A 25521-nucleotide genomic window follows, 5' to 3' on the forward strand; every position below is an offset into this window, starting at 1 on the left:
GCGATCAGGCCGCGTGTTCCGCCGGGGACGCCGCGACGCCGTCATTGGCGGCGGGGGCTTCGACCCGTTCCGGTTCCGCCGGAGGTGCGACGGCGGGGGAGGCAGTGGTGATCGGAATGCGGCGCGGCTTCAGTGCCTCCGGCACCACATGCTTGACGGTGATGCGCAGCAGGCCGTTCGTCAGGTCCGCGCCCTCGACCAGGATATGATCGGCCAGGGCGAAGCGGCGGTCGAACGCGCGGGTGGCGATGCCGCGATGCAGCAGTTCGCCGGCCGGGGCGGTGCTGGCGACGCGCCCCGTCACGACCAGCATGTTATCCTGGACCGTCAGGTCGATATCGTCCGGGCCGAAGCCCGCCACCGCCATGGTCAGGACGTAGCTTCCGTCACCCAGCCGTTCGATATTGTACGGGGGATAGGACGGAACCGCCGGGTTTTGCGCGGCGTTGTCCACAAGGCGTGCAAGCCGGTCGAAACCGATGGCCGTCCGAAACAGCGGCGCGAAATCATAGGTCATGTCAACCTCCTCAACAGCAAGGTCTATGTCAGCAGGCAACGCGATACCCCTCGGCGAGCGGGCTGTGCCTGGCTGGCGGGAACCCGGATGGCGTTCCCGTGTCCCATACGTGAGAAACCCCGCGCCCTCTTTCAAGGGGCGGGGTTTCCGCAAGACATGATCGCGATGATCGGGGGGCGGACCCCCCGGCCGGCATCAGGCTTTGGCGCGGCGTCCCAGGCCACCGAACTTCTTGTTGAACTTCGCCACCTGGCCCCCGGTGTCGAGCATGCGCTGCACGCCCGTCCACGCCGGATGGGACTTCGGGTCGATGTCCAGGCGCAGGGTCGCGCCCGGCTGCGCGTAGCACGAACGCGTCTTGTATTCGGTGCCGTCCGTCATGATGACGTTGATTTCGTGGTAGTCGGGATGGATGCCGGATTTCATCGTCAAACCTTACATGTTGGGCCCGCCGATGCCGACCGGGGGCGTTTGCGTGGGCGTATAGACGAGCGCCGGCCCCGGATCAATGTCTATCTGGGGCGCGGGCGCCACGCCGGCGGCGGGAATGCGGTAACGTGCTGTTTTCCTGTTCCTGCGACGGTCGGCGGATTGCTATCAGGGTAAGCCAAAAGAAGGAGGCTCCATGGCCACGAAGATCCCGTCCATCCACGCCCCGGGATGGATTTCCGAATTCCGGACGTTCCTCATGCGGGGGAACGTCGTCGACCTGGCGGTCGGTGTCATCATCGGCGCCGCTTTCACCGGGATCGTCAACAGCCTGGTCAAGGACATCTTTACGCCGTTCATCGGACTGCTGATCGGCGGCATCGACTTCACCAACGTCTTCTTCACCCTGCGCGGGCCGCATCTGCCCACCCTGGCCGACGCACAGAAGGCCGGGGCGGTCACGATCAATCTGGGCCTGTTCCTGAACGCCGTCATCCAGTTCGTCATCATCGGCTTCGTGATCTTCTGGGTGGTCAAGGGCGTGAACAAGCTGACTGTGAAGCACGAAGCCCCGGCCGCGCCGCCCGCGCCGCCGCGCAGCGAAGTGCTGCTGCAGGAAATCCGCGACCTGCTGGCCACCAGGGAAAAGACGGCGCCCTGACGTCCGGCCCGTCCGGTGGGCGCGGGGCATGACCTCGCGCCCACCGGGCGTTACAGGCGCTGGATGCGGCGGGCCTCGCGCGCATGGTCGCGCAGGATTTCGGCCAGGTTGGACATGACCGGCACGCCGTCCTCGACCAGGATCGCGCCGTTGACGATTGTCGTCCCTGCGACGGCGGGGGCGCAGCGCAGCCAGGCCTCGACCGGGTCGCTCAAGGCCCCGGCCCGCGCGATATCCGACATCTTCCAGATGACCAGGTCCGCGCAGGCGCCGGGCCGCAGGTGCCCGATCTCGTCCTCCCACCCCAGGCAGGCGGCGCCCCCGCGCGTCGCCATGTCCAGCGCATCACGCGCCGACATGGAATGCGGGCCGTTCCTGAAGCGACCCAGCAGCAGCGCCATGCGGGTTTCCAGCCACATTGATCCGTGGTCGGTGGAGGCCGAGCCGTCGCAGCCCAGCCCCACCCGCATACCGCGCCGGCGCATGCCCATCGCATCGGCCGCGCCGCCGCCGATCATCATGTTGGAACACGGGCACTGCGCCGTGCAGACCCCGGCATGGGCCAGGCGATCGATCTCGTCGCTGGAGGGGTAGATGTAATGCGCCACCCACGACCGGGGGGTGGCCCAGCCCACGCGTTCGAAATATTCGGTGGGTGTGCACCCATAGACATCGGCGCAATACCGGTCCTCGTCGGGGTCTTCCGCCAGATGGGTGTGCAGCCGCAGATCGTGCTTTTCCGCCAGCCGTGCCGATTCGGTCATGATCCGCTCGGACACGCTGAACAGCGAGCACGGGGCCAGGGCCACGCGGCCCATCGCGCCGGGCGACGCGTCATGGAACGCCGCGACCAGCCGTTCGCTGTCCGCCAGGATGGTGTCCTCGTCCTGCACGACGGATGCGGGCGGAAGGCCACCATCCTTCACCGACCGCGTCATGGACCCGCGCGTGGCATAAAAACGAAAGCCGATATCCCGCGCGGCGCGAAACTGCGCGTCGATCAGGAAGGGCTTGGGATGGACATACATATGGTCCATCGAGGTCGTGCAGCCGCCCATCAGCAATTCGACCATGGCGACGCAGGTCGACAGGTAGACCGATTCCGCGTCCAGGTCCGCCCATAGCGGATAGAGACCCGTCAGCCATTCGAACAGCGTGCCGTTCGTCACCGGCGCATAAGCCCGCGTCAGGTTCTGGTACATGTGGTGATGCGCGTTGATCAGCCCCGGCGTGACCAGTTGCCCCCGCGCGGAAAGGATGGTCCGGGCGGGGGGCGCCGTCGCGACTTCAGCGCCGACGGAATGAACGCGCCGGTCCTTGATGGCCAGCCAGCCGTCCGCGATTTCATGATCGCGATCGACGTAGATATAGGCGTCGCGGATAAGAAGATCGACCGTCATGATAGGGGCCTCCGTGCAGATACCGATGCCAAGGCGGGCGCCTTGTCGCGATGAGCCCTGTCCCGGAGGTGCGAGGTCCGGATCGTCATCAAATCGGTATTGAACGGGCGGTGGTCGATCGACCCTTTATCATCGAACGGTGCGCGATTCCATTGCGCGATGATCACGAAAGCGGCCGCCCACCCAGGGCGGCCGCTTCCGGTTCGTCCGGTTACGCTGTCAGGCCGCCATCGACCGCCAGCGCCGCCCCGGTGATGTAACCGGCCTGCGGGCCGGCCAGGAAGGACACCAGTCCGGCGATGTCGGATACCGCGCCATAGGCGCCGGTGGCGGTGAAGCTGCGCAGCATGTCGGCGGCCTGGCCCGTGGCGGGGTTCAGTTCCGTATCGATGGGGCCGGGTTCCACCACGTTGGCGGTGATGCCGCGGGGCCCGAGGTCCCGCGCCACGCCGCGCGCGAAGCCGCACAGCGCCGCCTTGGTGGCGGCATAGAGCGAGATGCCGGGGAAGGGCGCCCGCGCGCCGAAGGCCGAGCCGATATAGATCAGCCGGCCGCCGTGCGTCATGTGCGCCACGGCTTCCATGGTTTCCACCATCACGGCGCGCAGGTTCAGGTTCAGCGTCCTTTCGATCTGCTCCACCGTCGCCTCGCCGATCGGGCCGTAGGGATACATCCCGGCGTTGCAGACCAGCACGTCCAGCCGGCCGAGGGCCTTCACGGTGTCGCGCACGGCGGCGATGTTGCCGTCGGTCGTCCCGCCATCGGCCTTGATGGCCACACCCTTGCGTCCCGCCGCCTCGACCTGCTGGACGACCTGGGCCGCCGCCGTGGCGTTGCTGGCGTAGGTCAGGGCGATGTCAAAGCCGTCCTCGGCCAGTTTCCGGGCGATGGCCGCGCCGATACCCCGGCTTCCCCCGGTGACAAGAGCCACACGCTGGGTCATGGATCGTACTCCTTGGCTTGATGGAACCTGCCCACCACATGCCGGACGTTCCCCCGTGGGGCAACCCGGCCGGGCGCGGATCAGGGCTTCGGCGCCGCGCTGCGTGCCGTCGGGACAAAAAGCCGCCCCTGGTCGCTTCAACTGGACGCGATCGAAGGATAGAGTCTTCGCTGATGACAGGAAGCCCGGACATGATGAAGAGACCGCCCGCCTCGTTCGACCGGCGCCGGCGATCCGGGCGTCCCCTTGTGCTGACGCTGGCCGGGGTGCTGGCCATGGCGGGATGCCGCGCCACGGCGCCCGACGCCGCCGTGCGGCCGATGGAGCAACTGCCGCTGGCGCTGCAAGCCTATCTGAGTATCGATACCTATTTCATCGCGCAGGGCATGGTCAGCGGCCGCCTGGCCAGCGGCCACCTGAAGCAGGATCAGGCCCGCGACCTGGTCGCCACCACGCTGTATGCCCGGCACCTGGCGGCGGAAAACGTCCTGCATCCCACCGAGGGCGGCGAGCGCCGGGTCCAGGTCGCCATCCAGATGATGCTGGCCTGCGTCGGGCAGGCCGACAGCGGATCGACCGCCGCCTGCCTGCCGGCGCCGGTCAGCGCGCCGGACGCGCGTCGCGCCGAAGTCGCTTCTCGCCCAGTAGAAGCAGGAGCGGCGCCGCGATAAAGATCGAGGACGATGTCCCGACCACGATCCCGAACAGCATCACCCAGGCGAAGCTGGACAGGCTGGCGCCGAACAGCGCCAGCGGCAGCGCCGCCAGGAAGACCGTCGAGGACGTGCCCAGCGTGCGGCCCAGTGTTTCATTGATCGACAGGTCGATCAGCTCGGCCAGGGGCATGGTGCGGTATTTGCGCAGGTTTTCCCGCACCCGGTCGTACACAACCACCTTGTCGTTGGTGGAATAGCCCAGGATCGTCAGGATGGCCGCGACCATCACCAGGTCGAATTCGAAATGCGTCAGCACCAGGAAGCCGATGGTCTTGGTCAGGTCCAGCACCAGGGTGACGACCGCGCTGACCGCGAACTCCCATTCGAACCGGAACCAGATATAGCCCAGGATCATCAGCAGGCTGATGCCCAGGGCCAGCATGCCGTTGCGGAACAGTTCGGCCGACACCGACGCGCCCACCGCGTCGGCCCGCAGCACCTGCGCGCCGGGCAGGGTGGCCACGGCGTGGCGCACGGAATCCACCATGGCCTGGGTATGGGCCTCGCGGTCGTGGTCGCCGGCGGGGGGCGCGTCCAGGCGGATCAGCACGTCGTCGGGCGCGCCGAAGGACTGCACGCCCGCGGCCTCGACATGCTGGGCGGCCAGGGCCGCGCGGATCTTGCCGAAATCGGCCGGGCCCTGGGTCCGGGCCTCGACCACGATGCCGCCCCGGAAGTCCAGCCCCAGCGTCAGGCCGGGATGCAGGAACAGGATCACGGATGCGATCGACAGCACGGCGGAGGTCGCTAGGCCGACGAAACGGCCGCGCATGAAGTTGATCCGGGTGCCCTTGGGCACGAAGCGCAGGAGGGGACGAGAGAACATGATGCGCCTCAAACTGGAAGGGCGGTGGGACGGGTGCGGGCGTACCAGCGCACCATCAGCATCCGCGACAGCAGCAGGGTGGTGAACAGCGTGGTCGCGATGCCGATCATGATCGTCAGGGCGAAATTCTGGACCGGGCCGGTGCCGAAGACGAACAGCATGATATGCGCCAGCAAAGCGGTGGCGTTGCTGTCCAGGATGGTGGAGGTCGCGCGTTCGAAACCGGTCTGCATCGCCGCCAGCGGGGTGCGGCCACGGCCGACTTCCTCGCGCACGCGTTCGTTGATCAGGATGTTCGCATCCACCGCCATGCCCAGGGTCAGCAGCATGCCGGCCATGCCGGGCAGCGTCAGCGTGGCCTGGAACAGCGACAGCACGGCCACCATCAGGACCAGGTTGGCCAGCAGGGCGGCGTTCGCGTACCAGCCGAACCGGCCGTAGAACAGCGCCATGAACACGATCACCAGCGCGAAGCCCACGCCCAGGCTGATCATGCCCGCGCGGATCGAATCGGCGCCCAGCGACGGGCCGATCGAACGCTGTTCGATGACCGACAGCGGCGCCGGCAGCGCGCCGGCCCGCAGCAGCAGCGCCAGGTCGGTAGCCGACTGCGCGTCGAAGCCGCCGGTGATCTGGCCGTTGCCGCCGGTAATGGCGGTGCGGATGACCGGGGCCTGGACCACCTTGTTGTCCAGCACGATGGCGAAGCGACGGCCGACATTGGCCTGCGTCGTCGCGGCGAAGGCCCGCGCGCCGGCGGAATCGAAGGTGAAATTGACCGCCCATTCGCCGCTCTGCTGGTCGATGGCCGCCCCCGCGTTGGTCAGGTCGGACCCGTCGACATCGACATGGTCCCTGACCGGCAGCTTCTGGTCCGGCGCGTTCAGCATCGGCAGCAGGGTGACGCCGGGACCGGGCACGGCAGAGCCCAGGGCGTTTTCCTGCACCATGTGGAAGGTCATCTTCGCCGTGGTGCCCAGCAGCTTCTTGACATGCTCGGGGTCGCTGATGCCGGGCAGTTCGACGATGATGCGATCCTCGCCCTGGCGGGTGATCTCGGGATCGACCGCGCCGGTCGCGTCGATGCGGCGGCGCACGATTTCGATCGATTGGGTCACGGCCTCGGCCGCGCGCTGGCGCATGGCGACGGGCGACAGCGTGATGGCGATGCTGCCGTCAGGCCGGCGATCGACCGAAAATTCGTCGGCCACCGCCTTCGGCATGGCGCGCAGGGTCTTCAGGTCCGCATCGGACTCGGCGGGCTCGCGGGGCGTGAAGGTCACGGTTCCGGCCTGCGCGTCGGTCGCGATGTCACGGTAGCCCAGGCCGGCGCCCAGCAGCGCCTGGCGCGTGCCGTCCGCCAGGGTCTGCAGGCGGTCGGCGCGGATGCTGTTCATGTCCACCTGCATCAGCAGGTACGACCCGCCGCGCAGGTCCAGCCCCAGGTGGATCTGGCGCCACGGCACGGCGGGGGCGGGCTGGCGCAGGGCGTTGGGAAGGCAGAGCAACATTCCCAGAAGACATACGGCCACGACCGAGGCCAATTTGAGCCGGCTGTAATACATCATGACTGAAAGGGGTGCTCCTTACGCCCGGCCCAGCCGGCTCCCAGTTCTCGTGGGGCGGGAACATGCCGGGCCGTGGCGCAGGATGCAACCGCCTGGCAGGGGCCGTGGAGGCAAATCCATCCGTTCCGGTCGCGTTTCGTGCGGCCTGTTGCCGGACTGCCCGCCTAAAACAGTGATAGCTGCGGGTCCTGGCGCAAGGGCGGCGGCGCGAAGCGGGAACAATCCAGCGGCCGCTCACGGTCCAGCCCCAGCGCGCGGCGGGCGCGCAGGAAACGCTGCCGCAGCAGGTCGGCCTCCGCGCCCTCGCCACGGCCGCGCCGGCCGAAGGTCGAATCGTACAGCGCCCCGCCACGCATCGCGCGGATCCGCCGCAGCACGTGCTGCGCCCGGTCCGGGTAATGGCGGGCAAGCCAGTCCTCGAACAGCGGCGCGACCTCCAGCGGCAGGCGCAGCAGGACATAGGCGGCGCCGCTGGCCCCGGCCCGGGCGGCTTCCTTCAGGATCGCCTCCAGTTCGTGATCGGTCAGCGCCGGGATCATCGGCGCGGCCATGACGCTGGTGGGGATTCCGGCCCGGGCCAGCGCGGCAATGGCCTCCAGCCTCCGTGCCGGGGTCGAGGCCCGTGGTTCCATCCTCCGTGCCAGGTCGGGGTCCAGGGTCGTGACGGACAGGCTGACATGCACCAGTCTGCGCGCCGCCATGTCGCCCAGGATATCGAGGTCGCGCAGGATTCCGGCCGATTTGGTGACGATGGTCACGGGATGGGAAAACCGCTCCAGCACCGCCAGGATGGCGCGGGTGATGGCCTGTGTGCGCTCCACCGGCTGGTACGGGTCGGTATTGGTGCCCAGCGCGATGGGGCGCGGCTGGTAGGACGGGCGGCGCAGTTCCTGTTCCAGCAGACGCGCGGCATCGGGCTTGCAGGTCAGGCGGGTTTCGAAATCCAGCCCGGGCGACAGGCCCAGCCAGGCATGGGTGGGACGGGCATAGCAATAGATGCAGCCGTGCTCGCACCCGCGATAGGCATTGATCGACCGGTCGAAGCCCAGGTCGGGGCTGGTGTTGCGGGTGATGATGGTCCGGGCGGCCTCGAACGACAGTTCGGTGCGCGGCGCGCCGTCTTCGCCCTCGGCCAGCGTGCCCCATCCGTCATCGACGGGGGACGCCTGCTGCGCGGCGTGGCGGTCGGGCAGCGACAGCGTGGCGCCGCGTCCGTGGCGGATGCCGGCCAGGCTGGTGGACCGTTCGTCCAGCGTCCGGGCCGCCGAACGCGTCTGCTGTCCCTGGCCGATGCGGATGGGGGAGGGGTCTGGCATCGTGGGCTCCGGGGTGTCCATCCATGGTGGCAGACCCTCCTTCCGCCCGTCAAGAACAAAACGGGAACACATGCCGGCCCCCTCTGGCCCATCCGCCATGGCTGTTCTACCCCTTCGTCATCGCGGACGCGGGAGGGGACGATGGCAGGGTTTTTCGGCGGCGGAACGGGGCGCGGGGCCGGGCGGGGGGACGAAGCGCGCCGGTTGCGCGTCGGCGTCATCGGCGCCGGGCATTTCGGGCGGTTCCACGCCCTGAAGGTCGCGTCTTCGGCCCGGGAAAGCCTGGTGGGCGTGCATGATCCCGACATGGCGCGGGCGGCCACGGTGGGGGCGGAGGCCGGCGGCGCGCCGGCCCTGCCGCTGGACGCGCTGCTGGAGCAGTGCGAGGCGGTGGTGATCGCGGCGCCCGCCGAACATCATTTCGTGCTGGCCGACCGTGCCCTGCGCGCGGGGCGGCACGTGCTGGTGGAAAAGCCCATCGCCTCGACCCTGGAGCAGGCGGACCGGCTGGCCGCGCTGGCGGCGGAGACCGGGCTGGTGCTGCAGGTCGGCCACCTGCTGCGCTATTCCGCCGAGCATCGGGCGATCACCGAGCGGATCAGCCGTCCCCTTTATATCGAGGCCACGCGCATCGCCCCGTTCAAGCCGCGCGGGACCGACGTGTCGGTGATCCTGGACCTGATGATCCACGACCTGGACCTGGTGCTGGCGATCGTGGACAGCGAGATCGAGGATGTCGACGCGCTGGGCGCGGCGGTCAGTTCGCAGCACGAGGACATCGCCAATGCCCGCGTCCGATTCGCCAATGGCTGCGTGGCCACCATCACCGCAAGCCGGATCTCGCTGAAGACCGAGCGGCGCATGAGGCTGTTTTCCGAAGAGGGCTATCTGTCCGCCGATTTCGTGAAGCGCGAGCTGACGATGATCGGGCGCGAGAAGGGACTGCCCCTGCCGGGCACCGGGGGCTTCCGGCGCGAAGCCGTGACGTGGGACGACCACGACACGCTGGCCGCCGAGCACGCGGCCTTTGCCGCCGCCTGCCTGGACGGGGTGCCGGTGCTGGTCGACGCCCAGGCCGGACGCCGCGCCCTGGCGGCGGCCCTGGCCGTCACCAACGGAATCGCGGCCGCCCGCGCGCGGATGGAGAGATCCGGGCTGGTGCACCGGGTGGCTTCGCCACCTTAATGCGGCAGCGTTTCGATCCGCGCCGCCATGATGAAATCGTTGCGGTGCAGCCCGCCGATGGAATGGCTTTGCAGCGACAGCCGCACATAGCCCCAGCCGAACGCGATGTCGGGGTGGTGGTCGGCGGCTTCGGCCAGGGCGGCGATGCGTTCGACCAGCGCATAGGCGGTCGTGAAATCGGGCAGGACGAAGGCGCGTAACAGAAGCGTGCCGTCGGGTGACAGCGTCCAGTTGGGCACCTGGCCCAGCAGGGTTTCGGACTCGGCCCGGGACAGGGGGGCGGCGGTCCGGGGGCAGGGGCCGATCACTTCGCGGGCAAGGGCGGAGGCGGCGGATGTCGGCATGGCGCGGTCTTCCTTCTGCCTGTGTCCCGTTTCGCCGCGCGGCTCCGGGGGCATCGGAAGACCCGGCGCCGGGTCAGGACGAACCCAGCGTTTCGCGCAGCATTTCCAGTTCCAGCCACCGTTCCTCGGCCGCGGTCAGTTCGGCCTCGGCCCGTTCCAGTTGCCCGGTCGCCGCCGTGAACGCCGCCGGATCGCGGGCATACAACGCACCATCCGACAGAACGGTGCGCAAGCGGCCGATTTCATCCTCCAGCGCCGCGATCTGGCCCGGCAGGCGGTCCAGCGCATGCTGGTCCTTGTAGGACAGCTTGCGTGCCGGTCCCTTGTCCGGACGCTTCTGGGCGGGGGCCTGCGTTTCCGTGCCGGGGCGCCGGCCCCGGCCGGCCGGGGCCACGCCGCCGCGCTGGGCCAGCATGTCGCTATATCCGCCCGCATATTCAACCCATCGCCCGTCGCCCTCGGCCACCAGCACCGACGTCGCGACGCGGTCCAGGAAGTCGCGGTCATGGCTGACCAGCAGGACGGTGCCGGAATAATCGTCCAGCATCTCCTGCAGCAGGTCCAGGGTCTCCAGGTCCAGGTCGTTGGTCGGTTCGTCCAGGACCAGCAGGTTGGAGGGACGCGCCAGCGCGCAGGCCAGCATCAGCCGCCCGCGCTCGCCGCCCGACAGCATGCCGACGGGGGTGCGCGCCTGTTCGGGACGGAACAGGAAATCCTTCATGTAGCCGACGACGTGGCGTTTTTCGGTCCCGACCTGGACCATGTCGCCCCCGCCGCCGGTCAGCGTATCGGCCAGCGTGCGGGCGGGGTCCAGCGCCCGGCGCTGCTGGTCGAGCGTGACCGTGGACAGGGCGGTGCCGACCCGGATCTCGCCGGAATCGGGCTGGTCCTGGCCGGTCAGCAGGCGCAGCAGCGTACTCTTGCCCGCGCCGTTGGCGCCGACGATGCCCAGACGGTCGCCCCGCAGCAGCCGCAGGTCCAGCCCGTCGACGATCACGCGGGACCCGTAGGCCTTGCGCACCTGTTCGGCCACGGCGACCAGCTTGCCGGACAGCCCGTCCTCGCTGGCCTGCATCTTCAGGCCGCCGGGCGTGCGCACGGCCTCGCGCCGGGCCTGCCGCAGGGCGGCCAGTTCGCCCACCCGCCGGACGTTGCGCTTGCGCCGGGCGGTGACGCCGTAGCGCATCCAGTCCTCTTCGCGCGCGATCTGGCGGTCCAGCTTGTGGGCGTCGCGGGTTTCCTGCTCCAGAACCTCCTCGCGCCAGGATTCGAAGCGGGCGAAACCCTGGTCCAGGCGGCGGGTCGTGCCGCGATCCAGCCAGACGACGCTGCGCGACAGGGTTTCCAGCAGCCGCCGGTCATGGCTGATGATCACCATGGCCGAGGACAGCGACAGCAATTCGCGTTCCAGCCATTCGATGGTGGGCATGTCCAGATGGTTGGTCGGCTCGTCCAGCAGCAGCAGGTCGGGCTCGGGCGCCAGGGCCCGGGCCAGCGCGCAGCGCCTGGCCTCGCCCCCCGACAGGCTGGCCGGGTCCTCGGCCCCCGTCAGGCCCAGTTCGCCCAGCAGCAGGGCGGCGCGGTGTTCCGGGTCGCCGGGGCCCATGCCCGCGCGGACGTAATCCAGCGTGGTGGCGAAGCCCGACAGGTCGGGCTCCTGCGGCAGGGTGCGGACCGAGGTGCCGGGCTGGAGGAAGCAGGTGCCGTCATCGGGCAGCAGGTCGCCGGACGCGATGCGCAGCAGGGTGGACTTTCCGCTGCCGTTGCGGCCGACCAGGCAGATCCGCTCGCCGGCGGATACGCCGAACCCGGCCCCGTCCAGCAGCGGCTTGCCGCCGAGCGTGAGCGTGATGTCCTGGAGGAGAAGAAGGGGAGGCGCCATGCCAAGGGTTCTGGCCCAAGCGCCATGCCCGGCGCAAGGGCCATGCCTTGCCCGGTGCCCGGCCTATCTTATCTGCGGGCCGCCGGTGACCGCCTGGTAGGTCGCGATGGCCAGGGTCGTCGGCTCGAACGGCTTGGTGATGACGAAGGCGGGTTCCACGGCCTCGCCGGTCAGCAGTCGTTCGGGATAGGCGGTGACGAAGATGACCGGCGCGTCGTGGTGGCGCAGGATGCTGGTGACGGCGTTCATGCCGTCACCGCCCGCGCCCAGGTTGATGTCGGCCAGGATCAGGCCCGGGCGGGTTTCCCGGGCCAGGGCGATGGCGTCGGCTTCCGTCGCGGCCACGCCGGCGACCTGATGGCCGCAGCGCCGCACGAGGTCCTCGATATCCATGGCGATGATCGGCTCGTCCTCGATGATCAGGATCGAGGTCTCGGCCACCGTGCGCAGTCCGGCACGGGCATGCGCCAGGATCTCGGTGGCCCGGGCCAGGTCCAGGTCGACGATCCGCGCCGCCTCGGCGATCGGCAGTTCCTCCAGCGACGTCAGCAGCAGCAGCTTGCGTTCGATCGTCCCCATCCCGGTCGGGGCGTCCGTTCCGGGATGGGAGGTGTCCGCGGGTCGGTAATGGCGGGAAATCCATTGATACAGGCTCTGCCGGGCCGGCAGCGATCCGACCTCCGCGAGGGCGAGGCCCCGCAGGCTTTCGGCAACCAGGAGGTCACCGCGCGATTGGCTGCCGGTCAGGGCGCGCGCATATCGCCTGGCATAGGGAAGGGCGCGGATCAGATCCTGCCGCCGCGAGTGGGGCATCGGGCGTTCAACTCCGAAGGAATATGGTATCTGTCCGGATCATGACAGTGTTACAATTGTTCGCAAGGAAAATAGGGGACATACCCTGGCGTCAGAAAGTGCCTCGGCGAGTGATCGCACGATATCGCAACTGCGGCGCGAGATCATGTGTCTTTTACCTGATTTGCGGGGGTTTGCGCGCTTCCTGACGCGGGATACGGCGGCCTCTGACGATCTTGTGCAGGAGACGGTGGTCCGTGCGCTGGGGGCGCTGGAGCAGTTCCGGGCGGACACCAACCTGAAGGCGTGGCTGTTCACCATCCAGCGCAACATCTTTTACGAGCAGAGGCGCCGCAACCAGCGTGAACGGCTGGTCATGAGCGATTATGCCGCCGAGCCGCGACACGGCACCCAGGGGCGGCCGGCCAGTTCGGGCGACGACGTGCGCGATCTGGAAAGCGTGTTCTGGCTGCTGACCCCCCTGCTGCGCGAGGCGCTGATCCTGGTGGGCGCGCAGGAGATGACGCACGAGGAAGCGGCCAGGATCTGCGGCGTGCCGGTGGGCACGATGAAGGCACGCGTGTCGCGGGCCCGGGCCCGGCTGGCCATCCTGGTCGCCCGGCCCCACGAAGACTGCGGTCTGGACGCCGACCTGGAATGCGATCCTGCGGCCGACGAGGCCCCGTGACGGGGCGAAAAGCGGACCTCACGTCTTCGTTATGACAAAAACGCAACCCTGTCGCGCCGCCGTTCATTGTTTTGGATGTGTGAAGGGAACCGAAACCAATGACGAACAATTTTCATGACCAGGTCATCTCGATCCTTCCCCGCCTGCGGGTCCAGGCCCTCGCCCTGACGCGCAACAGGACGATGGCGGAGGATCTGGTGCAGGATGCCGTATGCAACGCGTTGGCGGCCAAGGAGAGCTTCATCCCCGGCACAAATTTTTCGGCATGGATGCACCGCATCCTGCGCAACCGTTTCATCTCCGACCTGCGCAAGCGGCGGGAGACGACGGATATCGAGGACGTGCCTGCGGCGGCGCTGGCGACTTCGGCCTCGCACGAGGACAGGCTGGCGCTGAAGGACCTGGCGCTGGCGATGGATCGCCTTCCCGACGATCAGCGCGAAGCGCTGATCATGGTGGTCCTGCACGGCATGAGCTACGAATCCCTTGCCGAGGCGACGGGGTGCGCGGTCGGCACGGCCAAAAGCCGCGTGTTCCGGGCCCGCCGGCAACTGGAGAGCTGGATGATGGGCGAATATGACAGCACCCAGGTCAAGATCCGTGCGGCCCGGCTGAGGGGGCTTCTGGCCGAACGGACCGCCGCGCAGGGGGCAGCCGCACCCCGCCCCTGAAAAGAGGCAGGGGGGCTGACGGCGCCTTGCCATAATTTGGTCGATATTGATCGGGCAGTGGCTGGACTGTCCGCGGGGGGTGATTTACGGTTTGTAAACATTTATGCAACCGGAACGCGGGTCCGAGAGTTTTGGCGGGGTAGCAGTGGGCCTCAGGGATCAATGATGACGCGGCCCAAGGATTCTCCTCCCAAAAGGCCGTCAAAGAGCACTATGAAAGCCCAGCAAGACGATCCGTTCGAGCTATGGCTGAAGCGTGGGCTGCATCAGTTATTCGATGATGTGGCGCGCGAACCGGTTCCTGAAGAACTGCTGCGTCTGATCGAGGAAGACCGCAAGACCGGGAAATAGATGGATCGTAAGAAGGGTTACGGCCGCCCGGGGCATAATGCCCCGCGTGTTGCGCGGCTTTGGCGGCTGTTCGATACGGTCAGTGCGCGCATGATGCTGATCATCCTGTTCTCGGCGGGGCCCATTGCCGTGATCGGCGGGTTGCAGGCCTGGAACAGCTATCGGCACACCCTGGCCGCCCCCGCGTTCCGCGCCGACATGGCGGTCAGCCGCATCGACCTGGAAATCCGTCACGACGTCGATCATGTCAGTGCCCTGCTGCTGTCGGTCAGCCATATGTCGCTGGACGAGCCGGGCATCGCGCGCACCCTGCAACTGGCGCAGTCCCTGACCGGGCATTTCTACCGGCAGATGGCGTTGCTGGACGATCGGGGGGTGATCCAGGTGGCGGTCGATAGCGGTCGCCCGCTGCCGCTGCCCGCCCAGGTGCCGGACGATGACCTGCCACGCTTCAGCGGCGATGTACGGATCCGCCCGCTGGTCATCGCGGGTCCCAACCCTGGCGGGTACTCCTATATCCGCATCACCGTTCCCACTGCGATCGCCGATTCCGAAGGCAACATCGTCCGCAAGGGGTTCCTGACCGCGATCATGCCCGTGGTCTGGAGCCGCCATCATCTGCAGATCGGCGATCCGCGCCTGGATTTCATCCAGCAGGACGGTGCGATCGAGGCTTGGATCGTCGGGCGCAACCATGACATCGCCCCGCTATGCGACGATTGCTGGCAGCCGGGCGCGCCGCCGCCGCAGGTCATACGCTGGATCCGGTCCATGCCGTCCGACCTGTCGAATACCCGCAGGACGTTCAGCGTCGGCGACGCGGCCTATGCGTACGGGCCGGTGGAGGGCGGGGTGGCCGCCCTGACCGTGACGCGCCGCAATTCGGCCGAGACGCATGCCCTGATCATGTTCGCGGTCTGGCTGTTCGTCATCGTGGCGCTGCTGGCCTTCGGTCTGGCCGGCGTGGCGCAAAGCGCGAATATCCTGCTTGTCGCGCCGCTGCGGCGCCTGACCAGTTCGGTCGGGTTGTGGCAGTCGGGCGGCGGCGTGTTCGACGCACATGCCAGTTGGGCGATGCCGACCGAAATTCGCCGCCTTGCCCATGCCTTCACCCAGGCCACCCGGAGCCTGACCCGGCACGAACAGCGTCTGGCCCGCGCTTCCGTCAGGCAGGAACTGCTGATGAAAGAGGTGCATCACCGGGTGAAGAACAACCTGCAGATCGTTGCTTCCCTTCTGAATTTGCAGGTCAGCCGCATTCGCCAGCCCGAAGCGCGCGAGGAGTTCGCCCAGGCGCGCGATCGGGTGCGCGCCCTGGCGACGCTGCATCGCTACCTGTACGCCGAGGGCGAGCTGTTCAGCCTGAGCATGGAGCATTTCGCCACCGAACTCTGCGGCCAGATCTTCCAGGCGGCGGGCGAGGACCGCGACGGCCGGATCGTCCTGTCCGTCAGCGCCGAAAAACTGGCGCTGGAGCCCGACCAGGCGGTTCCGCTGGCCCTGATCATCACGGAAATCGTCACCAATGCGATCAAATACGCCTTTCCCGACGGGCGGCGCGGCACCATCACGGTCCGGCTGAACCAGGTGGATGCGCGGCAGGCCCGGCTGGAAATCGCCGATGACGGGATCGGCCTGGCGCAGGGGCGCTTGCGCGCCACCGTCGATCGCACCGGCATCGGCATGCAGTTGATCCGGGGCTTTGCCCGGCAACTGGGCGGGACGCTGACCATCGTCGAGGAAGGCGGGACGCGCTACATCCTGCCGTTCCCCCTCAAGGGGGGTGACGCGGCGGCGGCCGCGCCGGGCTGAGGTTGCATGGCGGGTTCGTCGAGAATGGGTGTCGCTGGCCGGTCGCATCCATTATAGAGCGCGGTCATGAGCGGTGACAAAACAGTGACGCGGGCCTGGACGCGGGCGCAGTCACGCCTTGGTCGCAGGCAGGCGGCGCCTGTCGTGGCCATCGGCATGCTGTCCGGGCTGGTTGCGGTGGGACAGGCGTGGTGCGTGGCATCCATCCTTGCCCATGGCCTGGTCGGAAAGGGCGGGACGGGCGCGGGCGTGCTGCTGGCCGCCCTGGCCGGGCTGGCGCTGCTGCGCGGCCTGCTGCTGGCCGGCGGCGACATCGCGGCGGCGCGGGCGGGCCGCCGCGCGCGGCGGCGGCTGCGTGACGAGGTCCTGGCGGCCATCCTGCGCGGGGGGCCGGCCCTCCTGCGCCGCCAGCACAGCGCGGAACTGACGGCGCTGGCCGTTGACCGTATCGAGGTACTGGACGGATTTTTCGCGCGCTGGATTCCGGCCTCCATCCTGTGGATCGCCGTGCCCGGGCTGATCGCGGTCCTGGCGGCGCTGGTCCAGCCGGGTTCGGCGGCGATCATGGCGGCATGCGGGCTGGCGGTCCCTGTCGGGCAGGCGCTGTTCGGCATCGGTGCGGCGGTGGCGTCGCGCAACCAGTTCCTGGCGATGACGCGGCTGCAGGCCCGGTTCCTGGACCGGGTGCGCGGGATCGCGACGATCGTCCTGCTGAACCGCACGGATGACGAGGCCCGGCGGCTGGCCGACGCCGCCGACGAACTGCGCCGCCGCACGATGAAGGTCCTGCGGGTCGCGTTCCTGTCCTCGGCCTCGATCGACTGCGCGATGGTCGTGGCGCTGGTGCTGATCGCGCTGCGCAACGGCGCGGTCGTGCTGGCCCTGCATCAGGGGGCCGCCACCACGCCCGCGCTGGCCGACGCCACGCTGCGCGGATTGTTCGTCCTGCTGCTGGTGCCGGAATTCTTCGCGCCGCTGCGCGGGCTGGCCCTGGCCTATCAGGACCGGGCCCACGCCGCCGGGGCGGCGTCCGCGATGGGCGACCTGCCGGACGGTCCGGCACAGGCCGCCGGCCAGGCCCAGACGCCCCGTATTTCGTCGCAGGGCGTGTCCGTGCGCTTCCAGGACGTGACCTTCGCCTGGGACGCGGCGCGGGGGCCGGTGCTGAAGGGCCTGGATTTCACGGTGGCGGCGGGCGAGACCCTGGCGCTGGTCGGGCCTTCGGGATCGGGCAAGTCGACGATCATCGAGATGCTCCTGGGCTTCATCGTGCCGGACAGCGGCCGGGTGCTGGTCGGCGGCGCCGACATCACCGCGATCGCGCCGTCCACCCTGTCGGGCCTGGTGTCGTGGATCGGGCAGAAGCCGGTCCTGTTCGCGGGAACGCTGCGCGAGAACATCCTGTTCGCGCGGCCGGATGCTGATGACGCCACCCTGCGCGCCGCATTGCACGCGGCGTCGGTCGATGCCTTCCTGCCCGGCCTGCCGGACGGCCTGGATACCGTGATCGGCGAGGGCGGGTTCGGCCTGTCCGGCGGGCAGGCGCAGCGTGTGGCCATCGCCCGGGCCTATCTGAAGGACGCGCCGCTTCTGCTGCTGGACGAACCGACCGCCCATCTGGACCCGGCGACCGAGGCCGGCATTTTCGTCAGCCTGCAGAACCTGGCGCAGGGGCGGACGGTGATCCTGTCCAGCCATTCGGCAGCGGCGCGCGTGCTTGGCGGACCCTGCCTGGATCTCGGCCTGGACCTGGGCCGGGATCGAGGCCTGAACCAGGGCCGGAATCGCGACCCGGGGCCGGATCGCGGCGGCCCGGTTCCTGCCGTGGGGGGAAATGCCCATGTCGGATAGTCACGTGCCGGATACGCATCGGGCAGAACAGGATGGCGTGGCGCCGGTCCTGCGGATCATGGCGCTGTGGCACAGGCGGGCGCCACGGATGATCGCGGGCGGGGTGCTGTCCCTGCTGGCGCTGATGGCGGGCCTGATCCTGATGCGGGGGGCCGGCGCACGGCTGGCGGGGCTGGTATCGGGCCTTGTCGTGGTCGGTGTCGTGCTGCTGCGGGCGTCGGGTGTGGCGCGCGTCGTGCTGCGCTATGTCGAACGGCTGGTAACGCATGACGCGATGTTCCGGGCACTGGCCGACATCCGGGTCTGGTTCTTTCGCCGCCTGGCGGGCGGCGCGGCCGCCGGCCTGGGGTTCCGGCGCGCCGGTGACCTGCTGTCCCGCCTGGTGTCGGATGTCGAGGCGCTGGACGGGCTGTATCTGCGCATTCTCGTGCCCCTGGCCGGCGCGTGCCTGATCCTGCCGTTCCTGGTGCTGGCGGTGGCCCCGGTCGATCCAACGCTGGCCGCGATCGTGGGCGGGCTGTTCGTGGCCGGGGCCTTCCTGCTGCCGCTGGCGGCGGCGATGCTGGGGCGGCGCGAGGCCGCGCTGCTGACCCATCGCCTGGCCGGACTGCGCATCGGGGTGCTGGACCTGGTCACCGGTCTGCGGGAAATCCGCGCCTTCGGGGCGGAAGGGCGCGTACTGTCCCACGTCCGGGCGCGCGACGCGTCGCTGCTGGACGGACAGGCCCGGCAGGCGCGCCTGCTGGCGCTGCTGGGCGCCGTGTCCTACCTGTGCGGGCAGGCCGCGATCCTGGCGGTGCTGGCCGCGGTCCTGGGGGTCGGCCTGGGGCCGATCCCGGCGGTGCGCGGGGTGGGTCTGCTGTTCCTGGTCGTGGCCGGGTTCGAGGGCGCGGGCGGCCTGACGCGCGCTGGTGCGCTGGCGGGCGGGATCAGCCGGGCGGCGGCGCGCATCGTCTCGGTGGGCGATACGGATGCCCCGTCCGCCCCCGTGGGCACGCTGCCCGCGCCGGCGGGTGCCGACATCCGCTTCGAACAGGTCGGCTTTCGCTGGCAGGCCAACAGGGGCCATGCAGGCCGGGCTGCGGTGTTCGACGGGCTGACGCTGGACATTCCCGCCGGGTCGCGGGTTGCGATCCTGGGGCCGTCGGGCATCGGCAAATCGACGCTGGCGGCCCTGCTGCTGAAGGTGGCAAGCCCGGAGGCCGGGCGCATCCTGCTGGGCGGGCAGGACCTGGCGACGCTGGACAGCGTGTCGGTCCGGCAGCGGATCGCGTGGCTGTCGCAGGCGACGCACCTGTTTGCCGATACGATCCGTGCCAACCTGCTGCTGGGAGGGCCCGACGCGACCGAGGCCGAATTGTGGACCGCCCTGGACCGTGCGCAGGTCGGCGACGTCGTGCGCGCCCTGCCGGAGGGGCTGGATTCCTGGCTGGGCGAAGGCGGGGCGTCGCTGTCGGGCGGGCAGGGGCGGCGGATCGCGCTGGCCCGCACCCTGCTGTCCGACGCGCCGATCCTGATCCTGGACGAACCGGCGACCGGCCTGGATGCCGAGACCGAGCGTGAGTTCCTGAAGACGCTGTATTCGGTAACGGCCGACCGCACGGTCATTCTGATCGCGCATCGGCTGGTGGGCGTGGAGCGACTGGACCGCGTCTGGCGCCTGTCGGACGGAAAGGCCGTCGCGGTCGCCGTCTGAACGCGGCGGATTGGCGGAACCTGAACGGTTGACGGGGGGCGAGCCAGCGGGCACCAAGGTATCCCGTATTATGTCGCTGACTTTCCCGCATGGTTGGCGGCCGATTCATCCATCAGCCGAAATCATAGGGGGGTCTGCCGATGCGTCGCCTGTCACTGGTCGTGGGTCTTTGTCTGCTGGCGGGGTGCGCCAGCCAGCCGTCGCGAAAATACGTCGTCTTCTTCACCCGCGATTCCGTCAAGCTGGAAGATCCGGCCCTGTGGGTCGTGACGCATGCCGCGCAGCAGGCCGCGCGGGACCCGCAATCGGTCATCACGGTCGAAGGCTATGCCGCGGCCCATGGCGATCTGTCGGCCGATGCGCTGCTGGCCGTCGACCGGGCGAAGAAGGTTGCGAGCCAGCTTGTCGCCGACGGCGTGGCTGCCGGGCGCATCCGCCAGATGCCTCGTGCGCCGTCCAACGAGGACGGTGCGGTGGGCTCGCGCCGGGTCGAGATCGAGATCGGCGCGTCCTGACGCGCGGGGCGGCCGGATCATGGACATGACGGATCACTATCCGGGTGACACGCTTCAGGCGGAACCGCCGGGCGACGCGCCACGGGCGATCCTGTCACGCGTGTTCGGCTTCCCCGACTTCCGGGGCCTGCAGGAACAGGCGGTCGGCGAGGTCATGGCCGGGCGCGACTGCCTGGTCCTGATGCCGACCGGCGGCGGCAAGAGCATCTGCTACCAGGTGCCGGCCCTCAGCCGCCCCGGCACCGGCCTGGTGATTTCACCGCTGATCGCGCTGATGGACGACCAGGTCGCGGCGTTGCGGCAGGTCGGCGTCAATGCCGGCGCGCTGCATTCGGAACTGGAGCCCGAGGACGCGGCGCGGATTCGCGCCGACCTGGTCGCGGGCCGGCTGGATATCCTCTATGTCTCGCCCGAGCGCCTGCTGTCGCCGGGGATGCTGGACCGGCTGTCGCGGCTGACCCTGTCGGTGATCGCGATCGACGAGGCGCACTGCATTTCGGCGTGGGGGCATGAATTCCGGCCGGAATACCGGGCGCTGGCGCGCCTGCCGGAACATTTCCCCGGTGTGCCGCGTATCGCGCTGACCGCGACCGCCGACCCCCGTACCCAGGCCGATATCCTCGACGCCCTGGCGATGCCGGATGCCCGCGTGCTGCGCGCCAGCTTCCACCGGCCCAACCTGGACATCGCCGTCCGGCCCAAGATTTCGGAAATGCGCCAGGTGCTGGACGTGCTGGGCCGCCACGCCGGCGAGGCCGCGATCGTCTATTGCGGCAGCCGCAACAAGACCGAACGCGTCGCCCGATCCTTGCGCGAGCGGGACTGGCCCGCCCTGCCGTTCCATGCCGGCCTGTCGCCGATCGAAAAGCGGGCGGCGCTGGCGCGGTTCCGCTCCGGCGAGCCGGTGGTGATCGTGGCGACCATCGCCTTCGGCATGGGGATCGACCGGCCGGACGTGCGCACGGTGGTGCATCTGGACATGCCGTCCTCGCCCGAGGCGTACTACCAGCAGATCGGCCGCGCCGGGCGCGACGGCGAGAAATCCGAGACCGTCCTGCTGTATGGCGGCGACGACATTGCCCGGGCGCGGCACTGGCTGGACCAGTCCAGCGCGCCCGAGGCCCAGAAGCGGATCATGAGCGCGCGGCTGGAGGCGATGATCGCCCTGACCGAGACCACGGGCTGCCGCACCCAGGCGCTGCTGGCCTGTTTCGGTGAGACGCTGGCCACGGCGTGCGGGCATTGCGACAATTGCCGCAATCCCGTCGCCTCGTTCGACGGCACGGTGGACGCGCAGAAGGTCCTGTCCACGATCTATCGCATCGGCCAGAAATTCGGCGCCGTGCATGTGGCCTCGATCCTGCGGGGCAAGACCAGCGACATGGCGGGGCGCTGGGGCCATGACCGGTTGAGCGTGTTCGGCATCGGCAAGGACAAGCCGGAACAGTTCTGGCGCGGCGTCATCCGGCAGTTGATCGCCCGTGGGATCGTGCAGGTTTCCGGTGAATATAACGCCCTGGCGTTGAACGAGGCCACCGCCCGTCCCATCCTGCGAGGGGAGGAAAAGCTGATGCTCCGCGTCGACCCCACCGACGATCTGCGGGCTGCCGGGACCCGGAGCAACCGGGCGGCCGGCGGCGACCGGGCGGCCGTGTCGCTGCCGCCCGAAGCCGAGGGACCGTTCGCCGCCCTGCGCGCCTGGCGCCTGGGCGAGGCGCGCGAACAGGAAATTCCGCCCTACGTGATCTTCCATGACGCGGTGCTGCACGACATCGCGGTGGAACGGCCGGCAACGCTGGACGCGCTGGCGCGGATCAAGGGCGTGGGGGCATCCAAGCTGGATCGCTATGGCGCGGCGGTGCTCCAGGTCCTGGCCGGGGCGGACTAGGGCGATGGCCGGCGTCCCGACCGAGGAACGGCACCGCGAAATCCTGTCCCTGGTGCGGACGCGGGGCTATGTCTCGAACGAGGACCTGGCCCAGCGGCTGCGCGTGGCCGTCCAGACCATCCGGCGCGATGTCAACCACCTGGCCGGATGCGGGCTGCTGACGCGCCATCACGGCGGCGCGGGCCTGGTCTCGTCGATCGAAAACATCGCCTATGCGGAACGGCAGATCCTCAACCGCCGGGAAAAGGAAGCGATCGGCCAGGTGGCGGCGCGGGAAATTCCCGACAATTCCTCGCTGTTCATCAATATCGGCACGACGACCGAGGCGTTCGCGCGGGCGCTGCGCCACCACCGGGCGCTGCGGATCATCACCAACAACCTGCATGTGGCGTCCACCCTGGCGCCGCAATCCGATTTCCGCGTCGTGATCGCCGGCGGGACGGTGCGCTCGCATGACGGCGGCATCACGGGGCCCACCGCGACCGCGCTGATCGACCAGTATCGCGCCGATTTCGGCGTGATCGGCATCAGCGGGATCGAAGAGGATGGCACGCTGCTGGATTTCGACCTGGACGAGATCGACCTGGCGCAGGCCATCATGCGCAACGCCCGCACGATTTTCCTGCTGGCCGACCATACCAAGTTCGGGCGCCGGCCGATGGGGCGGGTGGGCCACCTGTCGGACGTGCAGGCGCTGTTCACCGACCGCGCGCCGCCCCCGGCGGTGCGCGCGATCCTGGACGCGCATCGGGTCGCCCTGCATATCGCCGAGTCCTGAGCGAAAACCCTCGTTCCAAAACGAACATTTCTGCTGCTGCCTGCCGCTGAAACTGCGCAAATTGTCACAAAAACGTGCCTTGTCCCGCTATGAGAGAGGCTTGAAGACCCCTACGATGTTCGTTTACGAACATCGTAGGGAGGAAACGAGCATGCTGTCCGAAGCATCGAACGGGGGCGAACCGGCGCGGCCCCCTTATGACCTGCTGATCGTGGGGGGTGGCATCAACGGTGCCGGGATCGCGCGGGATGCCGTGGGACGGGGCGCGTCGGTGCTGCTGGTGGAACAGCACGACCTGGCCAGCCATACCTCGTCGGCCAGCACCAAGCTGATCCATGGCGGCCTGCGCTATCTGGAATATTACGAATTCCGCCTGGTGCGCGAAGCGCTGATCGAGCGCGAGCGGCTGCTGCGCATCGCGCCGCACATCATCTGGCCGCTGTCGTTCGTGCTGCCGCATTCGCGGCTGGTGCGGCCGGCGTGGATGCTGCGGCTGGGCCTGTTCCTCTACGACCATCTGGGGGGCAGGATGACCCTGCCGCGCTCGCGCGGCGTGCGGCTGGACCGCGATCCGCTGGGGGTGCCGTTGCAGCCGGCCTTCAAGCGGGGATTCGTCTATTCCGACGGCTGGGTGCAGGACAGCCGGCTGGTGGTGCTGAACGCGATGGATGCCCGGACGCGCGGCGCGGACATCCGCACCCGCACCACGCTGGTCGATGCCCGGCGCGTGGACGGTTTGTGGCAGGCCACGCTGGCCGATGCGGCGGGCGGGACCCGCACGGTCCGGGCACGGGCCCTGGTCAACGCTGCCGGGCCCTGGGTGGGCAGCATGCTGCGCGACCGGCTGGGCATCGCCACCACGAAGCAGGTGCGGCTGGTCAAGGGCAGCCATATCGTGGTGCCGCGCCAGTTCGAAGGCGAACAGGCCTATATCTTCCAGAATCCCGACAAGCGGATCGTCTTCGCCATTCCCTACGAACGGCAGTTCACCCTGATCGGCACCACCGACCTGCCGTGGACCACCGATCCGGGACAGGTCGAGATCTCCGCCGATGAAATTCGCTATCTGTGCGACAGTGTGAACCGCTATCTGCGCAGCCCGGTCTCGCCCGCCGATGTCGTGTGGTCCTATGCCGGCGTGCGGCCGCTCTATGACGACGCGGCGCGGAACGCATCGGCGGTAACGCGCGATTATGTGCTGGACGTCGATGTGGCCGCCGGGGCGCACCCTGCCGACGCGGCGCCGCTGCTGTCGATCTTCGGCGGCAAGATCACGACCTATCGCCGGCTGGCCGAACATGCGCTGGAAAAGCTGGCGCCGTTCCTGCCGGTCCTGAAGGGCAACGGATGGACCGCCGAGCGCGCCCTGCCGGGCGGTGACCTGGGCCCGGGCGGGTTCGATTCCGCCCTGGCGCGGCTGCGCAAGGACGCGCCCTTCCTGTCGGCCGAGGAGTCCTGGCGGCTGGTCCGCGATTACGGATCGCGGGCCTGGACCATCATCGGCGATGCGCGCGGCCCGGCGGACCTGGGCGAATCGTTCGGCGGCGGCCTGACGGCGCGCGAGGTCGATTACCTTGTCCGCCAGGAATGGGCGGTGACGGCCGAGGACATCCTCTGGCGTCGCTCCCGCCTCGGGCTGCATGTCACGGACGAGGATGTCGCGCGCCTGGACCGCTACCTGCGCGACCGGCAGCGGGACGCCGCCCCCGAAGACAGACGCGAACCATGCCCGGCCCGGGTCGCCCTGGCCGGCTGACCGCGCCGGCCGAATACCGAAAACCACACATTTCCCCAACAAGAAACCGAAAAGAAGTGGGACATGTTCAGGAACAGACAATTCATCGGGGAGCTGATCTCCGAATTCGTCGCGGTCTTCATCATCATCGTGATCGGTGATTCCGTGGCGGCGATGTACACGCTCTATGACCCCAGCCCGTACAAGACGGCCTATTGGGGGGTCTGCATCGTCTGGGGGCTGGGGGTCACGATCGCGATCTACGTCACCGGCGCGGTGTCGGGCACGCACGCCAACCCGGCCGTCACGCTGGCGTTGGCGCTCTATCGGGGCTTTCCCTGGCGCAAGGTCCTGCCGTACAGCGCCGTCCAGGTGCTGGGCGGGATGGCGGGGGCGGCGATCGTCTACGTGCTGTATGCGCCGGTGATCGATCACTTCAACCAGTTGCATCACCTGGACCGGCTGCATGACGGCGGGGCCGCCGGGGTGTTCTTCACCCATCCCGGGGATTTCGTGACGCCGCTTCACGCCCTGGTGGACGAGGCCATCCTGACCGCGATCCTGCTGTTCGGCATCTTCGCGGTGACGTGCGAATATAATATCCAGGCGCCGCAGGCGAATTCCGGCGCGCTGATCATCGGCCTGCTGGTGGCGGCGCTGGGCGGGTCCGCGGGATATCTGGAGGCGTGGGCCCTGAACCCGGCGCGCGACCTGGGGCCGCGCCTGTTCTGCTTCCTGGCCGGGTGGGGGCCGTCCGCCCTGCCGTCGCCCGGCGTATTCTGGTGGGTGCCGATCATGGGGCCGCTGCTGGGCGGCGTGGTCGGGGCAGGGGCGTACCAGATGCTGATCCGGCCCTACATGCCGCGCCGGCAGCCGCCGGTTCTGGTCGAGACCCTGCCCGCATCCGATGCCGCGATCCGGCGGTCGTCGTGACGGTCATTCCAAGTCGGGAGACAA

General features: G+C 68.9%; 24 protein-coding genes. 14 read left to right on the plus strand and 10 right to left on the minus strand.

The annotated features are described in order from the left end of the window. Positions 1–4 precede the first annotated feature (4 nt). Both GDIA_RS17675 and rpmE read right to left on the minus strand, forming a co-directional pair. Complete coding sequence (locus GDIA_RS17675; protein WP_012225207.1) at positions 5–517, minus strand: Hsp20 family protein; 513 nt, start codon at positions 515–517, stop codon at positions 5–7. 195 nt (positions 518–712) lie between these two features. Continuing rightward, positions 713–943 carry a 50S ribosomal protein L31 gene (gene rpmE / locus GDIA_RS17680; protein ID WP_012225209.1) on the minus strand — a complete coding sequence of 77 codons (231 nt, stop codon included), beginning with the start codon at positions 941–943 and terminating at the stop codon, positions 713–715. A gap of 199 nt (positions 944–1142) precedes the next feature. Here rpmE and mscL point away from each other — a divergent pair, with 199 nt between their 5' ends. Beyond that, positions 1143–1607, plus strand: coding sequence for a large conductance mechanosensitive channel protein MscL (gene mscL / locus GDIA_RS17685; protein ID WP_012225210.1), 465 nt, complete (start codon positions 1143–1145; stop codon positions 1605–1607). 50 nt (positions 1608–1657) lie between these two features. Here the strand turns inward: mscL and GDIA_RS17690 are convergent, their stop codons facing one another. Both GDIA_RS17690 and GDIA_RS17695 read right to left on the minus strand, forming a co-directional pair. Beyond that, entirely contained in the window at positions 1658–3007 is a 1350-nt protein-coding gene (locus tag GDIA_RS17690) for an 8-oxoguanine deaminase (RefSeq protein ID WP_012554996.1), read from the minus strand. 211 nt (positions 3008–3218) lie between these two features. Continuing rightward, complete coding sequence (locus GDIA_RS17695; protein WP_012225214.1) at positions 3219–3950, minus strand: SDR family NAD(P)-dependent oxidoreductase; 732 nt, start codon at positions 3948–3950, stop codon at positions 3219–3221. A 191-nt stretch (positions 3951–4141) separates the two neighbouring features. Between GDIA_RS17695 and GDIA_RS17700 the strand changes: the two genes are divergently transcribed. Beyond that, on the plus strand, positions 4142–4621 hold the full coding sequence (locus GDIA_RS17700) for a hypothetical protein (protein ID WP_012554997.1): 480 nt from the start codon (positions 4142–4144) through the stop codon (positions 4619–4621). Here GDIA_RS17700 and secF read toward each other — a convergent pair. The 3 genes from secF to GDIA_RS17715 form a co-directional block, all read right to left on the minus strand. Next, positions 4551–5492: a protein translocase subunit SecF gene (gene secF, locus GDIA_RS17705; protein WP_043459117.1), complete on the minus strand. Its 942-nt coding sequence runs from the start codon at positions 5490–5492 to the stop codon at positions 4551–4553. The genes GDIA_RS17700 and secF overlap by 71 nt on opposite strands. A gap of 8 nt (positions 5493–5500) precedes the next feature. Beyond that, positions 5501–7060, minus strand: coding sequence for a protein translocase subunit SecD (secD, locus tag GDIA_RS17710; RefSeq protein WP_043459119.1), 1560 nt, complete (start codon positions 7058–7060; stop codon positions 5501–5503). Between the two features lie 164 nt (positions 7061–7224). Continuing rightward, on the minus strand, positions 7225–8376 hold the full coding sequence (locus GDIA_RS17715) for a PA0069 family radical SAM protein (protein WP_144880013.1): 1152 nt from the start codon (positions 8374–8376) through the stop codon (positions 7225–7227). 141 nt (positions 8377–8517) lie between these two features. Here GDIA_RS17715 and GDIA_RS17720 point away from each other — a divergent pair, with 141 nt between their 5' ends. Next, a complete protein-coding gene (locus GDIA_RS17720) occupies positions 8518–9561 on the plus strand; it encodes a Gfo/Idh/MocA family protein (protein ID WP_012225222.1) in 1044 nt (347 codons plus the stop codon). Here the strand turns inward: GDIA_RS17720 and GDIA_RS17725 are convergent. The 3 genes from GDIA_RS17725 to GDIA_RS17735 all read right to left on the minus strand — a co-directional run bounded on the left by GDIA_RS17725 (position 9558) and on the right by GDIA_RS17735 (position 12600). Beyond that, positions 9558–9905, minus strand: a complete 348-nt coding sequence (locus GDIA_RS17725) for a 4a-hydroxytetrahydrobiopterin dehydratase (protein WP_012225229.1) — start codon at positions 9903–9905, stop codon at positions 9558–9560. The genes GDIA_RS17720 and GDIA_RS17725 overlap by 4 nt on opposite strands. A 73-nt stretch (positions 9906–9978) precedes the next feature. After that, positions 9979–11787, minus strand: a complete 1809-nt coding sequence (locus GDIA_RS17730; RefSeq protein ID WP_012554999.1) for an ABC-F family ATP-binding cassette domain-containing protein — start codon at positions 11785–11787, stop codon at positions 9979–9981. Between the two features lie 63 nt (positions 11788–11850). Further along, positions 11851–12600, minus strand: a complete 750-nt coding sequence (locus GDIA_RS17735; protein WP_012555000.1) for a response regulator — start codon at positions 12598–12600, stop codon at positions 11851–11853. 145 nt (positions 12601–12745) lie between these two features. Between GDIA_RS17735 and GDIA_RS17740 the strand changes: the two genes are divergently transcribed. From GDIA_RS17740 to GDIA_RS17790, 11 genes are all read left to right on the plus strand, one after another. After that, positions 12746–13267 (plus strand): sigma-70 family RNA polymerase sigma factor, encoded by a 522-nt coding sequence (locus tag GDIA_RS17740; protein ID WP_012225237.1) that lies wholly within the window; start codon positions 12746–12748, stop codon positions 13265–13267. A gap of 98 nt (positions 13268–13365) precedes the next feature. Next, on the plus strand, positions 13366–13938 hold the full coding sequence (locus tag GDIA_RS17745; protein WP_012225239.1) for a sigma-70 family RNA polymerase sigma factor: 573 nt from the start codon (positions 13366–13368) through the stop codon (positions 13936–13938). A 162-nt stretch (positions 13939–14100) separates the two neighbouring features. Beyond that, positions 14101–14289, plus strand: a complete 189-nt coding sequence (locus GDIA_RS17750) for a hypothetical protein (protein WP_012555001.1) — start codon at positions 14101–14103, stop codon at positions 14287–14289. After that, a complete protein-coding gene (locus GDIA_RS17755; RefSeq protein ID WP_012225243.1) occupies positions 14290–16101 on the plus strand; it encodes a sensor histidine kinase in 1812 nt (603 codons plus the stop codon). Positions 16102–16167: 66 nt separating this feature from the next. Next, the gene (gene cydD / locus GDIA_RS17760; protein ID WP_012555002.1) at positions 16168–17952 is read left to right on the plus strand and encodes a thiol reductant ABC exporter subunit CydD; all 1785 of its coding nucleotides are present in this window, start codon (positions 16168–16170) and stop codon (positions 17950–17952) included. After that, positions 17942–19648, plus strand: a complete 1707-nt coding sequence (gene cydC, locus GDIA_RS17765) for a thiol reductant ABC exporter subunit CydC (protein ID WP_012555003.1) — start codon at positions 17942–17944, stop codon at positions 19646–19648. Before cydD ends, cydC begins: the two co-directional genes overlap by 11 nt. 140 nt (positions 19649–19788) lie before the next feature. Further along, positions 19789–20163 (plus strand): OmpA family protein, encoded by a 375-nt coding sequence (locus GDIA_RS17770; protein ID WP_012225253.1) that lies wholly within the window; start codon positions 19789–19791, stop codon positions 20161–20163. A 25-nt stretch (positions 20164–20188) separates the two neighbouring features. Next, entirely contained in the window at positions 20189–22051 is a 1863-nt protein-coding gene (recQ, locus tag GDIA_RS17775) for a DNA helicase RecQ (RefSeq protein ID WP_012555004.1), read from the plus strand. A 4-nt stretch (positions 22052–22055) separates the two neighbouring features. Continuing rightward, complete coding sequence (locus GDIA_RS17780) at positions 22056–22829, plus strand: DeoR/GlpR family DNA-binding transcription regulator (RefSeq protein WP_012225256.1); 774 nt, start codon at positions 22056–22058, stop codon at positions 22827–22829. A 151-nt stretch (positions 22830–22980) separates the two neighbouring features. Continuing rightward, positions 22981–24585 (plus strand): glycerol-3-phosphate dehydrogenase, encoded by a 1605-nt coding sequence (gene glpD / locus GDIA_RS17785; RefSeq protein WP_012555005.1) that lies wholly within the window; start codon positions 22981–22983, stop codon positions 24583–24585. Positions 24586–24648: 63 nt separating this feature from the next. After that, positions 24649–25497 (plus strand): MIP/aquaporin family protein, encoded by an 849-nt coding sequence (locus GDIA_RS17790; RefSeq protein ID WP_012225261.1) that lies wholly within the window; start codon positions 24649–24651, stop codon positions 25495–25497. Positions 25498–25521: the final 24 nt, after the last annotated feature.

Source organism: Gluconacetobacter diazotrophicus PA1 5 (genome assembly GCF_000021325.1).
Lineage (GTDB): Bacteria > Pseudomonadota > Alphaproteobacteria > Acetobacterales > Acetobacteraceae > Gluconacetobacter > Gluconacetobacter diazotrophicus.

What these genes read in the sequence shown, in the direction of transcription:
- GDIA_RS17700 (WP_012554997.1), top strand. Translation starts at nt 4,142, where the DNA reads ATGATGAAGAGACCGCCCGCCTCGTTCGACCGGCGCCGGCGATCCGGG.
- GDIA_RS17690 (WP_012554996.1), bottom strand. Translation starts at nt 3,007, where the DNA reads ATGACGGTCGATCTTCTTATCCGCGACGCCTATATCTACGTCGATCGC.
- GDIA_RS17770 (WP_012225253.1), top strand. Translation starts at nt 19,789, where the DNA reads ATGCGTCGCCTGTCACTGGTCGTGGGTCTTTGTCTGCTGGCGGGGTGC.
- GDIA_RS17735 (WP_012555000.1), bottom strand. Translation starts at nt 12,600, where the DNA reads ATGCCCCACTCGCGGCGGCAGGATCTGATCCGCGCCCTTCCCTATGCC.
- GDIA_RS17730 (WP_012554999.1), bottom strand. Translation starts at nt 11,787, where the DNA reads ATGGCGCCTCCCCTTCTTCTCCTCCAGGACATCACGCTCACGCTCGGC.
- GDIA_RS17780 (WP_012225256.1), top strand. Translation starts at nt 22,056, where the DNA reads ATGGCCGGCGTCCCGACCGAGGAACGGCACCGCGAAATCCTGTCCCTG.
- GDIA_RS17740 (WP_012225237.1), top strand. Translation starts at nt 12,746, where the DNA reads ATGTGTCTTTTACCTGATTTGCGGGGGTTTGCGCGCTTCCTGACGCGG.
- secF (WP_043459117.1), bottom strand. Translation starts at nt 5,492, where the DNA reads ATGTTCTCTCGTCCCCTCCTGCGCTTCGTGCCCAAGGGCACCCGGATC.
- GDIA_RS17695 (WP_012225214.1), bottom strand. Translation starts at nt 3,950, where the DNA reads ATGACCCAGCGTGTGGCTCTTGTCACCGGGGGAAGCCGGGGTATCGGC.
- mscL (WP_012225210.1), top strand. Translation starts at nt 1,143, where the DNA reads ATGGCCACGAAGATCCCGTCCATCCACGCCCCGGGATGGATTTCCGAA.
- GDIA_RS17745 (WP_012225239.1), top strand. Translation starts at nt 13,366, where the DNA reads ATGACGAACAATTTTCATGACCAGGTCATCTCGATCCTTCCCCGCCTG.
- recQ (WP_012555004.1), top strand. Translation starts at nt 20,189, where the DNA reads ATGACGGATCACTATCCGGGTGACACGCTTCAGGCGGAACCGCCGGGC.
- GDIA_RS17755 (WP_012225243.1), top strand. Translation starts at nt 14,290, where the DNA reads ATGGATCGTAAGAAGGGTTACGGCCGCCCGGGGCATAATGCCCCGCGT.
- glpD (WP_012555005.1), top strand. Translation starts at nt 22,981, where the DNA reads ATGCTGTCCGAAGCATCGAACGGGGGCGAACCGGCGCGGCCCCCTTAT.
- GDIA_RS17720 (WP_012225222.1), top strand. Translation starts at nt 8,518, where the DNA reads ATGGCAGGGTTTTTCGGCGGCGGAACGGGGCGCGGGGCCGGGCGGGGG.
- cydC (WP_012555003.1), top strand. Translation starts at nt 17,942, where the DNA reads ATGTCGGATAGTCACGTGCCGGATACGCATCGGGCAGAACAGGATGGC.
- rpmE (WP_012225209.1), bottom strand. Translation starts at nt 943, where the DNA reads ATGAAATCCGGCATCCATCCCGACTACCACGAAATCAACGTCATCATG.
- GDIA_RS17675 (WP_012225207.1), bottom strand. Translation starts at nt 517, where the DNA reads ATGACCTATGATTTCGCGCCGCTGTTTCGGACGGCCATCGGTTTCGAC.
- GDIA_RS17725 (WP_012225229.1), bottom strand. Translation starts at nt 9,905, where the DNA reads ATGCCGACATCCGCCGCCTCCGCCCTTGCCCGCGAAGTGATCGGCCCC.
- secD (WP_043459119.1), bottom strand. Translation starts at nt 7,060, where the DNA reads ATGATGTATTACAGCCGGCTCAAATTGGCCTCGGTCGTGGCCGTATGT.
- GDIA_RS17790 (WP_012225261.1), top strand. Translation starts at nt 24,649, where the DNA reads ATGTTCAGGAACAGACAATTCATCGGGGAGCTGATCTCCGAATTCGTC.
- cydD (WP_012555002.1), top strand. Translation starts at nt 16,168, where the DNA reads ATGAGCGGTGACAAAACAGTGACGCGGGCCTGGACGCGGGCGCAGTCA.
- GDIA_RS17750 (WP_012555001.1), top strand. Translation starts at nt 14,101, where the DNA reads ATGATGACGCGGCCCAAGGATTCTCCTCCCAAAAGGCCGTCAAAGAGC.
- GDIA_RS17715 (WP_144880013.1), bottom strand. Translation starts at nt 8,376, where the DNA reads ATGCCAGACCCCTCCCCCATCCGCATCGGCCAGGGACAGCAGACGCGT.